We start from the raw sequence: 12816 nt of genomic DNA, 5'->3' as shown, positions 1-12816 counted from the left end.
TGGATCACGGCCGGAACACCGTTTCGACGGCCGTCCGATGGGCCATACGGGCTGGACACACCCCACCAACACTCCGAACGGCACCCCCCGGGGTGAGGGCGGGATAAGCGACCGACATAATGTCGGTCGTGGCGACAGCAACGACAGTAGAAACCGGGCACGCGCACCCGTCGGTCAACCGGCCGAACCTCACCAGCGTCGGAACCATCATCTGGCTGAGTTCCGAGCTGATGTTCTTCGCGGCCCTCTTCGCGATGTACTTCACCCTGCGATCGGTGACCGGTCCGGATCACTGGAAGGAAATGGCGTCAAGCCTGAACTTCCCGTTCTCCGCGGCGAACACCACGATCCTGGTGCTCTCATCCCTCACCTGCCAGCTCGGCGTGTTCGCCGCCGAGCGCGGTGACGTGAAGAAGCTCCGGATGTGGTTCATCGTCACCTTTGTCATGGGTGCGATCTTCATCGGCGGTCAGGTCTTCGAGTACACCGAGCTGGTCAAGCACGAGGGCCTCTCGCTCTCGTCCGACCCGTACGGCTCGGTGTTCTACCTGACCACCGGCTTCCACGGGCTGCACGTGACGGGCGGTCTCATCGCCTTCCTGTTCGTCCTCGGCAGGACGTACGCGGCGCGAAGGTTCACTCATGAGCAGGCGACCGCCGCGATCGTCGTGTCCTACTACTGGCACTTCGTCGACGTCGTCTGGATCGGGCTCTTCGCCACGATCTACATGATCAAGTAGCCGGGCCTGCCCGATCCTCACATCGGGTCCGCCCGATACCTCCAGAAGACTCGACGCTGAAGATCCTGACACCGGGGTAATCCGTGAAAAAGCTCTCCGCACGACGACGCCATCCGCTGGCGGCGGTCGTCGTCCTACTCATCGCGCTGGCGGCCGTCGGGGGGCTGTACGCCACACTCGCACCCGCGAGCAAGGCAGAGGCCGATGAAACCGCCCAGTCCCTCACGATCACGGAGGGGCAGCGGCTGTACTCCGTGGGCTGCGCCAGCTGCCACGGCACCGGCGGTCAGGGCACCTCCGACGGTCCGAGCCTCGTGGGCGTGGGCGCCGCGGCCGTCGACTTCCAGGTGGCGACCGGCCGGATGCCGGCCGCGACCTCCCAGGGCGCGCAGATCCCGAAGAAGAAGAACATCTACTCGCAGGCCGAGATCGACCAGCTCGCGGCGTTCATCGCGTCGCTGGGCGCCGGTCCGTCCGTGCCGACCGAGGAGCAGTACGGCCCCGACGGTGCGGACATCGCCAAGGGTGGCGAGCTCTTCCGCACCAACTGCGCCCAGTGCCACAACTTCACCGGCAAGGGCGGTGCGCTCACGCACGGCAAGTTCGCCCCGGACCTTGAGGGTGTCGACCCGAAGCACATCTACGAGGCCATGCAGACCGGCCCGCAGAACATGCCGTCCTTCCCCGACACGACGCTGTCGGAGAAGAACAAGAAGGACATCATCGCGTACCTCGACGCGGTCAACAGTGAGGACACCGTAGAGCCCGGCGGCCTCGGTCTGGGCGGTCTCGGACCGGTCAGCGAGGGGCTGTTCAGCTGGGTCTTCGGCCTCGGTGCGCTGATCGCGGTCGCCGTTTGGGTCGCCGCTCGGACCGCAAAGGCCAAGAAGTCATGAGTAGCCAAGACATTCCAGAAGAGAACCTGCCCGCTGCGCAGGGTGCGGCTCACCACGAGCACACGCACGGGGCCGTGGACGTCGCGGACGAGAAGCACCCGTTCGCGGACCCGGGACTGCCGCCCCACGAGCACCGCGTCCAGGACATCGACGAGCAGGCCGCCAAGCGGTCCGAGCGTGCGGTCGCCTTCATGTTCACGCTGTCGATGCTGGCCACCGTCGCCTTCATCGTCTCGTACGTGGCGATCCCGCACGACAGGGCCGTCTACGTCTTCCCGCTCGGGCACCTCAACGCGCTGAACTTCGCGCTGGGCATGAGCCTCGGGGTGGCGCTCTTCGCGATCGGCGCGGGTGCGGTCCACTGGGCCCGCACCCTGATGTCCGACGAGGAGATGATCGCCGAGCGGCACGAGATCGCGGCCCCGCCCGAGGTCAAGGCGCAGGTTCTGGCCGACTTCAAGCAGGGTGCCAAGGAGTCCGCGCTCGGTCGGCGCAAGCTGATCCGCAACACGATGTTCGGTGCGCTGGCCCTGTTCCCGCTCTCCGGCGTCATGCTGCTGCGCGACCTCGGTCCGCTGCCGGGCACCAGCCTCCGCCACACGATGTGGCGCAAGGGCCTGCTGCTCGTCAACATGAACACGAACGAGCCGCTGCGTCCCTCGGACGTCGTGGTCGGTTCGCTCACCTTCGCCAAGCCCGAGGGCCTGGAGGAGGCGGACCACGAGTTCCAGACCGAGATCGCCAAGGCCGCCCTGATGATCGTCCGTATCCAGCCGGACAACATCAAGGACAAGCGCGAACTCGAGTGGTCCCACGAGGGCATCGTGGCGTACTCGAAGATCTGCACCCACGTCGGTTGCCCGATCTCCCTGTACGAGCAGCAGACGCACCACGTGCTCTGCCCCTGCCACCAGTCCACCTTCGACCTCTCCGACGGCGCCCGGGTGATCTTCGGCCCCGCCGGTCACGCCCTGCCGCAGCTGCGCATCGGCGTGAACGACGAGGGCTACCTTGAGGCGCTCGGCGACTTCTCCGAGCCCGTCGGTCCTGCCTTCTGGGAGCGCGGATGAGTACTACGGCAAACACAGACGCGCGTTCGTCGCGCGAGAAGGCACCCGCCGGTGAGCGTGTCGCCGACTGGGCCGACGGCCGGCTGGGGATCTACTCCCTGGCCAAGGCCAACATGCGCAAGATCTTCCCCGACCACTGGTCGTTCATGCTCGGCGAAGTCTGCATGTACAGCTTCATCATCATCATCCTCACGGGTGTGTATCTGACGCTGTTCTTCCACCCGTCGATGAACGAGGTGGTGTACCACGGCAGCTACGTCCCGCTGCAGGGTCAGCTGATGTCCGAGGCGTTCAACTCGACCATGCACATCTCCTTCGATGTGCGCGGTGGTCTGCTGATCCGGCAGATCCACCACTGGGCGGCGCTGATCTTCCTCGCCGGCATGTTCGTGCACATGATGCGTGTGTTCTTCACGGGCGCTTTCCGTAAGCCGCGTGAGGTCAACTGGGTGTTCGGATTCCTGCTGTTCGTCCTGGGCATGTTCACCGGGTTCACCGGCTACTCGCTCCCGGACGACCTGCTCTCCGGCACCGGTGTGCGCTTCATGGAGGGCGCGGTCCTGTCCGTGCCGGTCGTGGGCACGTACCTGTCGTTCTTCCTGTTCGGCGGAGAGTTCCCGGGCGGCGACTTCGTGGCCCGGTTCTACTCGGTCCACGTACTGCTGCTGCCGGGCATCATGCTCGGCCTGATGGTGGCGCACCTGATCCTGGTCTTCTACCACAAGCACACGCAGTTCGCGGGCCCCGGAAAGACGAACAACAACGTCGTCGGCATGCCGCTGCTGCCGGTCTACATGGCCAAGGCCGGAGGCTTCTTCTTCCTGGTCTTCGGTGTCATCGCGGCCATCTCGGCCATCGCCTCGATCAACCCGATCTGGACGATGGGCCCCTACCGCCCGGACCAGGTGTCCACCGGCGCCCAGCCCGACTGGTACATGGGCTTCTCCGAGGGTCTGATCCGTGTCATGCCGGGCTGGGAGATCAACGCCTGGGGTCACACGCTCGTCCTGGGTGTGTTCATCCCGCTGATCATCTTCCCGCTGGTCCTGGTCGCGATCGCGGTCTACCCGTTCATCGAGTCCTGGGTCACCGGCGACAAGCGCGAGCACCACATCCTGGACCGCCCGCGCAACGTGCCGACGCGTACGGCCTTCGGTGTCGCGTGGATCACCTGGTACATGGTGCTGCTGATCGGTGGTGGGAACGACCTCTGGGCCACCCACTTCCACCTGTCGATCAACGCGATCACCTGGTTCGTACGGATCGCGTTCTTCGTCGCCCCGGTCATCGCGTTCGTCGTCACCAAGCGGATCTGTCTCGGCCTCCAGCGCCGCGACAAGGACAAGGTGCTGCACGGCCGCGAGTCGGGCATCATCAAGCGCCTGCCGCACGGTGAGTTCATCGAGGTGCACGAGCCGCTCAGCCAGGAGGCCCTGCACACCCTCACGGCGCACGAGCAGTACGTGCCTGCCGCGATCGGTGCGACGGTCGACGAGAACGGTGTCGAGCGCAAGGTGAAGGGCCCGGAGAAGCTGCGGGCCAAGCTCAGCAAGTCGTACTACGGCGAGGACAGCCAGATCGCCAAGCCCACCGCCGAGGAGTACAAGGAGATCACGAGCGGCCACGGCCACCACTGATCCCTGCGCTCGCCACGCGCGGTAGAAGGGCCCCGTCCGAAGACCGGACGGGGCCCTTCGCCGTACCCCCGGGCTGGATAGGGTGTTCCCATTCCCACTAGGAGTCCCGCGAGTCTCGCCGGGACTGATGCAGGAGCGGCTTATGAGCAGCGCTGTGAACCCCGCCGGAGGCGACACCGCGGCGGTCCGTTCCTGGCCCCGCGTGCTGAACGGCCTGCTCGACGGCCATGACCTGAGCGCGGCCGACACCGCCTGGGCGATGAACCTGATCATGCGCGGCGAGGCGACCGACGCACAGATCGCCGGGTTCGTGGTGGCGCTGCGGGCCAAGGGCGAGACCGTCGAGGAGATCTCCGGGTTCGTCCAGGCGATGTACGAACACGCGAACGTGATCGAGGTGCCGGGGCCGACCGTCGACATCGTCGGCACCGGCGGCGACGGCGCCAACACCGTGAACATCTCCACCATGTCGGCGATCGTCATCGCCGGCACCGGTGCCAAGGTCGTCAAGCACGGCAACCGGGCGGCCTCCTCGGCCTCCGGGGCGTCGGACGTGCTGGGGCAGCTCGGCGTCAATCTGGAGTTGACGCCGAAGCGGGTGGCCGAGGTCGCGGAGGAGGCCGGGATCACCTTCTGCTTCGCGGCCAAGTTCCATCCGGCGATGCGCCATGTGGGCGCCGCGCGCGGCCAGTTGGGCATCCGGACGGTCTTCAACATCCTGGGCCCGCTGACCAACCCGGCCAAGGTCAAGGCGCAGGCGGTCGGGGTCGCCGACCCCCGGATGGCGCCCATCGTCGCCGGGGTGTTCGCCGAGCGCGGCAACTCCTCCCTGGTGTTCCGGGGCGACGACGGCCTCGACGAACTGACGGTCACCGCCACGTCCCGGGTGTGGGTCGTGCGGGACGGCAAGGTGACGGAGGAGGCCTTCGACCCGCGCGACGTCGGCATCGAGCTGGTCCCCGTGGAGGCGCTGCGCGGCGGTGACGCCTCGCACAACGCGGCGGTCGCCCGGCGGCTGCTGGACGGCGAGACAGGGCCCGTACGGGACGCCGTGCTGCTCAACTCGGCGGCGGCGCTGGTGGCGCTGGACCCGGGGCCGGGTTCGCTGGCCGAGCAGATCGGCGCCGGCATGGAGAAGGCCGCGGAGTCCGTCGACTCCGGGGCGGCGAAGAAGACGCTGGAGCGGTGGGCGGCGGCCAGCAACGCGTAGCGGTTTCCTGTGGTGGGCGTTCCGCGATCCGGACACGGGTTGCGGGGCGTCGATCACTTCCCGTACGTTCTGTACCAGGTCATGAGTGACAGTCATGAGGCCCCGGCCGACTGTCCGGCAACCCTCCGTCCGTGGCGGGGTGCCCCGGGATGAAGACCAGGCCGTAGGCAGCAAGGCTTACGGCAAGCGCGGGCCCCTCTCGACACCAGGGGTCCTGGTCGTTCGAGGGAGCCTTCCGTGAGCAAGCGAATGCGATAGGGCGTAGAGCCCCGCTTCCGCGCACCCATTTCACCTTTTCCTGTGCTGAGCCGCGTCCTTCGCGTCCGCTCGCGCAGTGATTCCTCTTGTCTCTCACGGGAGTTCGCCATGTCTGTCTCCACTGTTGCCGCCGACCAGGCTGTTTGTGCCCCCTTGTCCGTTCTGGGGCGTGATGTCACCGTGCCGCTCGTCACGGGTGGCGAGGTCACCTACGCGGCGCTCGACTACGCGGCCAGCGCACCGGCGCTCCAGCGGGTCTGGGATGACGTGGCGGCGTACGCGCCCTACTACGGCAGCGTCCACCGCGGTGCCGGCTACCTCTCCCAGTTGTCGACGGACCTCTTCGAGAACGCCCGCAGGACGGTCACGGAGTTCCTGGACTGCCGCGCCGACGACCAGCTGGTCTTCACCCGGTCCACCACCGACTCGCTGAACCTGCTCGCCGCCGCGCTCCCCGCCGGCTGCCAGGTCTTCGTCTTCGAGACCGAGCACCACGCCTCGCTGCTGCCCTGGCAGGACGCGCAGGTCACCTACCTCGACGCCCCGCGCACCCCGCAGCAGGCCGTGGCCACCCTGGAGGAGGCCCTCGCCGCCCGTTCCGCATCCGTTCAGGAGGGCCAGGGCCCGGCCCTCGTCTGCGTCACCGGTGCCTCGAACGTCACCGGTGAGCTGTGGCCGGTACGGGAGCTGGCCGCCGTCGCCCACGCGCACGGCGCCCGGATCGTCCTGGACGCCGCCCAGCTCGCCCCGCACCACCCGGTCTCCGTCCAGGACCTGGACGTCGACTGGGTCGCCTTCTCCGGCCACAAGCTGTACGCGCCCTTCGGCTCCGGTGTCCTCGCCGGCCGCGCCGACTGGCTGCGCGCGGCCGACCCCTACCTCGCGGGTGGCGGCGCCAGCCGCAAGGTCACGCGGCGCACGGACGGGGGCGTGGACGTGGAGTGGCACGACAGTGCCGCCCGGCACGAAGCAGGGTCGCCGAACGTCATCGGTGCCTACTCGATCGCCGCGGCCTGCAAGGCCCTCACGGAGGCCGGCTTCGAGTCGCTGGTGGCTCGGGAGCAGCACCTGATCGACACCGTGCGGGCGGGGCTGGCCGAGGTGCCCGAGGTCAGGGTTCTCTCGCTGTTCGGCGACGACGCTCCGCGCGTCGGCGTGATCTCGTTCGTCGTCGAGGGGTGGAACAGCTCGCACTTCGCGGCGGCGCTCTCCGCGGAGTACGGGATCGGGGTGCGGGACGGGCTGTTCTGCGCCCACCCGCTTCTGCGCACGCTGCTGGGCACGGATCCGCAGACGCAGGGGGAGTGCGGTGCGCCCGAGGCCGCCCCTGGGGAGAAGTCCCTCAACGCCATCCGGGTGAGCTTCGGGGCGGGCACCCCCGACGAGCACGTCGAGCGGTTCGTGGGTGCGGTGAAGGAGCTTGTGCGGGACGGCGCTCGGTGGCAGTACCGGACCGAGGACGGGCGGTGCGTGCCGGCGGTTTGATCGCCCCCGCCGCCCTTACCCGTCCCATCCCTGGGGGCTGCGCCCCCAGACCCCCGCTGTCGGCCCTGAACGGGCCTTGTCCTCAAACGCCGGACGGGCTGAGATGCCGGGGCCTGGGCTGAAGGTGCGGCGGGGCGGGCGGGAAAGAAGCTTGAGCGGCTCGTCCGCACACGCCGGCCCGGGTCGGGAACGTCAGCTGTCCAGGCCGATCGCGAACGCTGCTTCCAGGTCGTGCTGGGAGTACGTCCGGAACGCCACGTGGGTGTCTGTCGCCTCCACGCCGGGGATCTTGCTGATGCTGCCGGGGATGATCTCCGCCAGGTCCTCGTGGGCCTTGGCGCGGACCATCGCGATCAGGTCGTACGTGCCGGTGACGGAGAAGACCTCGCTCACGCTGTCCAGGGCGGCGATCGACTCCGCGATCTCCGGAATCCGGTCCACGCTGGTCTTGATGAGCACGATCGCGGTGATCACGGCTGGTTCTCTCCCTCGGTGGCCGTCGCTGGGGCGGACCTCACTCTAGTGGTACGCCGATGTCGCACCCACGCGTAGACGAAGCCGAGGCCGAAGCCGATCACGTGGGCCAGATACGCCACCCCGGGGCCGGATGATGCCCTCCCGGCCGCCACCCACTGCAACGCCGCCCAGAACGGCAGGGTCAGCCAGGCGGGGAAGCGCAGCGGGAGGAAGAAGAGGAACGGGAAGAGGCTTGTGACGCGGGCGCCGGGGAACAGGTACAGGAACGCGCCCAGGATCGCCGAGATCGCACCGGACGCCCCCACCAGCGTCTGCTGCGAGCCGGCGTAGGCGGCGGCGTACCCCAGCAGGGCGAGGTAGCCGCAGCCCAGGTAGAAAAGGGCGAACTCCAGGTGGCCGAGGCGTTCCTCGGTCATCGCGCCGAAGACGTAGAGGAAGAGCATGTTGCCCAGCAGGTGGACCCAGCTGCCGTGCACGAAGAGGGCCGTGGCCGGGGTGAGCGCGGCTCGCGGGGCGCCGGTGAACAGGTCGGCGGGGACCACGCCCCAGCGGCGGAAGTAGGCGCGCTGGGCGGCGAGCAGGGCGTCCCCGGTGCCGTACCCGGGGTTGAGGCCCGAGGCCGGGCCGATGACGAACAGCAGGCAGCAGACGGCGATCAGGCCGTATGTCACCGGCGCCGACTGGGCGCGGACCGATCTGTGGACCGCCGTACGCCACTTTCCGAACTCGCCGATCATGGATACAGAGCATGACGTAACGGGACCGAACAGCACAGAGCGCCTCGCCGCTGTGGGTGGACGGGCGGTGGGTACCCGCCAGGCCTTAGGGTTACGAGCCACACGCTCCAGGGAAACTGGCGCATCACGGACACTAGAAGGAAAGGCAACACAACCACGATGACGGTTCCCCTGCCGACCGAGACGACCCGGTGGCGCTGCGCCCTCTGCGGCAACCTCACGCGGTTCGATGTGACCCGCTCCTCCAAGGTGGTGGAGTACGTGCACCTCGATCTGGCCGGTGACCCGAAGGTGGAGGAGCGCGAGGTGGTCAGTGAGACCATCGACTCCGTGCGCTGCCGCTGGTGCAACGCCGTGGATCAGGTGGAACTCGTGGACAGGCCGGGCGCCGGCTCCTGACGGGAGCGGGCCCCGCACAGGAATGGGCTGGGGTGAGGGATGGTGGAGACCACAGGCGGAGGGCCGGGCGACGGCGCCGCCGAGGTGCTCGACCGCCCGCTGCCCGACGGCGTGCGCAGGCGCGTCGTGCAGATCGTCTCTGACGGGTTCGGTGGACTGACCGTCGCCGAACTGCCCGCCCAGCTGCGGCAGTACGCGCGGTTCGCGCCCAATCGGCGGGCCAAGTTCGCCGGCAACGCCATGGCCGCCGCGCTGGAGACCGACACGCTGTTCCGGCAGCGTATCGGCGAGCGGCTGAGGGAGGCGCAGGCGGAGCTGGCAGGTGCCCTCGACGCCGGTTCGCCGCCGCCGGCGGCCGATCCGCTGGACGTGGCCGCCGCTGCCTATGTGCTGCGGCCCACCGGCTGGGTCAAGCTCGTCACCGCGGCCGGCGAGGAGGCCCAGCGGGCCGACGCCGAGCGCGCCGACGAGGAGAGCCGGGCGGAACTGGAGCGGCTGCGCGAGGAACTGTCCGCGGCCCGCGACCACACCCGTACCGAGACCGAGCGGCTGCGTACGGAGCTGGAGTCGGCCAAGAAGGAAGCCGAATCGCTTCACCGCAAGCTGCGCGCCGCCCACAGCGACGTCAAGCGCGGCGAGGCGGCCCTGCGCAAGGTGCACGCCGAGATGGACACCGTGCGGACCGAGGGGCACACACAGGTCTCCGCGGCCGAGAGCGAGGCACGGCGGCTCAAGGGGCGGCTGAGCGAGGTCGAGGCCGCCCTGGAGGCCAGCAGACGCGCCGCCCGGGAGGGGCGCAGCGTCGAGGACATGCGCGTACGGCTGCTGCTGGACACCGTGCTCGACGCGGCGCAGGGGCTTCGGCGCGAGCTGGCGCTGCCGCCGGTGTCGGTGCGGCCCGCCGAGACCGTGGACGCGGTCGAACCGGGACGGATGACGCCGAAGGACATCGCCGCCCGGGCGCTGTCCGAGAACGATCCGGCGATTCTCGACCAGTTGCTCGCGCTGCCGCAGGCGCATCTGGTCGTCGACGGCTACAACGTGACCAAGACCGGCTATCCGCAGATGCCGTTGGAGAAGCAGCGGCTCAGGCTGCTGGGGCAGCTGTCGCAGCTCGCCGCGCAGTCCGGCGCCGAGGTGACGTGTGTCTTCGACGGGGCCGAGCTGGCCGCTCCGGTGCTGCTGGCGCCGCCGCGCGGGGTCCGGGTGCTGTTCTCCAAGGCTGGTGTCACCGCCGACGAGTTGATCCGTCAACTGGTGCGCGCGGAGCCGCCCGGGCGGCCGGTCATCGTGGTGTCGACGGACCGCGAGGTGGCCGACGGGATCGCCAAGGCGGGTGCGCGTCCGGTGGCTTCGGTGGTGCTGCTGAAGCGGTTCTCGCGCGGCTGACAACATACGCACCGAATGACCGAATTGACGCAAGTGTCACGCAACGTAGTGTCAAACGGGCGTTACCGGACGTGAGTTGTGTGAAAAAAATGCACGTGTGACAAACATTTTTCATGCGAGGATTTGAAGTGATCACAAGAAGGTCACTAGGGTCGTGCCTCGAACCTCCGCTCGGGTGATCGCTCAATGGGAGCGACGGCGGGAGAAGAAGGAGTTCGCCTCCGTGGCGTCCCATCGTCGACCGAAGCAGCCGAGCCGCACCCGCGTGACCGTGCTCACCACCGCCGCCGCAGCCGCCGTGGCCCTCAGCGCCAACGCAGCCAACGCCGCGCCGAGTGAGAAGCCGAGCATGGACGAGGTCAAGGCGAAGGTCGACAAGCTCTACGAGCAGACCGAGCAGGCCAGCGAGAAGCTCAACGGGGCCGAGGAGAAGCAGGACCGGCTGGAGAAGGAGATCTCCACCCTCCAGGACAACGTCGCCCGCGGCCAGGCAGACCTCAACGAGCTGCGCGACAGCCTCGGACTCGCCGCCGCCGCCCAGTACCGCACCGGCAGCATCGACCCCTCCGTGCAGCTCTTCCTCTCCGCCGACCCGGACGACTACCTCGACAAGGCGTCCACGATGGACCAGTTGAGCAGTCAGCAGGTCGAGACGCTCAAGAAGGTCTCGGAGAAGCAGCGTGCGCTCGCCCAGCAGCGCTCCGAGGCCACGGAGAAGCTCGAGGACCTCGCGGACACCCGCAGCGAGCTGGCCAAGAAGAAGAAGGAAGTCCAGAGCAAGCTCGCCGAGGCGCGCAAGCTCCTCAACTCGATGACGGCCGCGCAGAAGGCGGCCATCGCCGCCGAGGACGCCCGCGCCAGCCGGGCCAGTGCGCGCGCCGCCCTCGACGACGGTGGCGGGGCGGCCGTCACGGGCCGCGCCGGGTCCGCGTACGCCGCCGCGCAGAGCGTGATCGGCTCGCCGTACGTCTACGGCGCCGACGGTGCCAGCACCTTCGACTGCTCGGGGCTCACCTCATGGGCGTACGCCCAGGTCGGTGTGCACATCCCCCGGACCTCGCAGGAACAGGCCAACGCCGGTACGCGCATCTACTCGCAGAGCGATCTCCAGGTCGGTGACCTGGTGATCTTCTACAGCGACCAGCACCACGTCGGCTTCTACGCCGGCAACGGCCAGGTCCTGCACGCGCCGCGCACCGGCACGGTCGTGCGGTACGAGTCGATCGACAACATGCCGTTCCAGTTCGGCGTACGGATCTGATCGTCGTACTCCTTCCGGGTCTCCTCAAGATCAGGACACGTTGACGCCCGAACGGGCGAATCGTGACTCCCTCTGCTGACCCCACGCCCCGCCGGTGACCTGCGTCATAGGCGGGGCGTCACTGTGTGTGGCCGCCGAGGTCTTTGGCTCGCGTGTAATCGCGGGGCTACTGTCTGCCGCGTTCGTCTGCGTCTGCCAGTGGAAGGAGCGCGGCTTCTCGTGGGGTTCCATCGCCGTCTTGCAGCGTCCGGGTTCGACCGCGGCGCGAGCGCCGCGCTCTGCGTACTGTCCGCCGCCGCCGCGGCCCTCGGCGGCGCCGTGCCGTCGGCGACCGCCGCGCCGCACGACGACACCCGGGCCGAGGTGGACCGGCTCTACGAGGAGGCCGAGAAGGCCACCGAGTCCTACAACCGGGCCGACGAGCGCGCCGACGCGCTGCGCGAGCAGGTGACCACCGCGCAGGACCGGATCGCCCGGCAGCAGCAGCACATCAACACCATGCGGGAGGCGCTCGGTTCGCTCGCGGGCGCCCAGTACCGGGCCGGCGGCATGGACCCCTCGCTCGCGCTGCTGTTCTCCGACGACCCGGACGAGTACCTGGAGAAGGCCGCCGCGCTGGACCGGATCACCGCCCACCAGGCCGGTGAGCTCAAGGACCTCCAGTCGGCCATGCGCGAACTCGCCCAGGAGCGCACGGAGGCGACCGACAAGCTCACCCGGCTCGACCAGAGCCGCAAGGCGGTCGCCGAGCACAAGCGGACCGTCGAGCGGAAGCTGGCGAAGGCACGGGCGCTGCTCAACGCCCTGCCGTCCGCCGACCGCGCCGCCTACGACCGCTCCTCCCGGTCTGGCCGCACCGACCTGCCCGACCTCGGCGACGCCGCCGCGCCGAACGCCCGTGCGGCAGCCGCCGTCGCCGCGGCCCGGGGAGCGCTGGGCAGCCCGTACGTCTGGGGCTCCAGCGGGCCCTCCGGCTTCGACTGTTCGGGCCTGATGCAGTGGTCGTACGCGCAGGCCGGGGTCTCCCTGCCGCGCACCTCGCAGGCCCAGCGGTACGCCGGGCAGCAGGTTCCGCTGGCCCAGGCCCAGCCCGGTGACCTGGTCACCTATCGGTCCGATGCCAGTCACGTCGGGATGTACGTGGGCAACGGCCAGGTGATCCACGCCCCCTATCCGGGCGCGCCGGTGCGGTACGACCCGGTGGGCATGATGCCGGTGTCGTCGGTCACCAGGGTCTGACCGTCCAGACAATCGGCC

Annotated in this window: 12 protein-coding genes and 1 riboswitch; of the genes, 10 read left to right on the top strand and 2 right to left on the bottom strand. The window is 69.0% G+C overall.

Annotation, left to right across the window (positions count from 1 at the left end):
• The first annotated feature begins 119 nt into the window (after positions 1 to 119).
• From ACH4TV_RS01550 to ACH4TV_RS01525, 6 genes are all read left to right on the top strand, one after another.
• Positions 120 to 740 (top strand): heme-copper oxidase subunit III, encoded by a 621-nt coding sequence (locus tag ACH4TV_RS01550; protein WP_189151079.1) that lies wholly within the window; start codon positions 120 to 122, stop codon positions 738 to 740.
• Positions 741 to 823: 83 nt separating this feature from the next.
• Positions 824 to 1636: a c-type cytochrome gene (locus ACH4TV_RS01545; protein ID WP_398393077.1), complete on the top strand. Its 813-nt coding sequence runs from the start codon at positions 824 to 826 to the stop codon at positions 1634 to 1636.
• Positions 1633 to 2706: a Rieske 2Fe-2S domain-containing protein gene (locus ACH4TV_RS01540; RefSeq protein ID WP_398393075.1), complete on the top strand. Its 1074-nt coding sequence runs from the start codon at positions 1633 to 1635 to the stop codon at positions 2704 to 2706. Before ACH4TV_RS01545 ends, ACH4TV_RS01540 begins: the two co-directional genes overlap by 4 nt.
• Positions 2703 to 4343, top strand: a complete 1641-nt coding sequence (locus ACH4TV_RS01535) for a cytochrome bc complex cytochrome b subunit (protein ID WP_398393073.1) — start codon at positions 2703 to 2705, stop codon at positions 4341 to 4343. Before ACH4TV_RS01540 ends, ACH4TV_RS01535 begins: the two co-directional genes overlap by 4 nt.
• 142 nt (positions 4344 to 4485) lie before the next feature.
• A complete protein-coding gene (gene trpD / locus ACH4TV_RS01530) occupies positions 4486 to 5553 on the top strand; it encodes an anthranilate phosphoribosyltransferase (protein WP_398393071.1) in 1068 nt (355 codons plus the stop codon).
• Positions 5554 to 5630: 77 nt separating this feature from the next.
• Positions 5631 to 5748: riboswitch (SAM riboswitch) on the top strand.
• Between the two features lie 171 nt (positions 5749 to 5919).
• Positions 5920 to 7296: an aminotransferase class V-fold PLP-dependent enzyme gene (locus tag ACH4TV_RS01525; protein WP_398393070.1), complete on the top strand. Its 1377-nt coding sequence runs from the start codon at positions 5920 to 5922 to the stop codon at positions 7294 to 7296.
• Positions 7297 to 7488: 192 nt separating this feature from the next.
• On the opposite strand, the gene ACH4TV_RS01520 is transcribed toward ACH4TV_RS01525, so the two are convergent.
• Complete coding sequence (locus ACH4TV_RS01520; RefSeq protein ID WP_398393068.1) at positions 7489 to 7770, bottom strand: Lrp/AsnC family transcriptional regulator; 282 nt, start codon at positions 7768 to 7770, stop codon at positions 7489 to 7491.
• On the bottom strand, positions 7767 to 8510 hold the full coding sequence (locus ACH4TV_RS01515; RefSeq protein ID WP_398393066.1) for a rhomboid family intramembrane serine protease: 744 nt from the start codon (positions 8508 to 8510) through the stop codon (positions 7767 to 7769). Before ACH4TV_RS01515 ends, ACH4TV_RS01520 begins: the two co-directional genes overlap by 4 nt.
• A 159-nt stretch (positions 8511 to 8669) precedes the next feature.
• On the opposite strand from ACH4TV_RS01515, the gene ACH4TV_RS01510 reads away from it, so the two are divergent.
• The 4 genes from ACH4TV_RS01510 (at position 8670) to ACH4TV_RS01495 (ending at position 12798) form a co-directional block, all read left to right on the top strand.
• The gene (locus ACH4TV_RS01510) at positions 8670 to 8909 is read left to right on the top strand and encodes a hypothetical protein (protein WP_398393064.1); all 240 of its coding nucleotides are present in this window, start codon (positions 8670 to 8672) and stop codon (positions 8907 to 8909) included.
• A gap of 39 nt (positions 8910 to 8948) precedes the next feature.
• Positions 8949 to 10298: an NYN domain-containing protein gene (locus tag ACH4TV_RS01505; RefSeq protein WP_398393062.1), complete on the top strand. Its 1350-nt coding sequence runs from the start codon at positions 8949 to 8951 to the stop codon at positions 10296 to 10298.
• Between the two features lie 223 nt (positions 10299 to 10521).
• Positions 10522 to 11559, top strand: coding sequence for an NlpC/P60 family protein (locus tag ACH4TV_RS01500; RefSeq protein WP_398393060.1), 1038 nt, complete (start codon positions 10522 to 10524; stop codon positions 11557 to 11559).
• Between the two features lie 219 nt (positions 11560 to 11778).
• Entirely contained in the window at positions 11779 to 12798 is a 1020-nt protein-coding gene (locus ACH4TV_RS01495; RefSeq protein WP_398393058.1) for an NlpC/P60 family protein, read from the top strand.
• Positions 12799 to 12816 lie beyond the last annotated feature (18 nt).

This window comes from Streptomyces sp. NPDC020898 (assembly GCF_044333925.1).
GTDB lineage: Bacteria > Actinomycetota > Actinomycetes > Streptomycetales > Streptomycetaceae > Streptomyces.
This window is presented reverse-complemented; position numbering and strand designations above follow the sequence as displayed.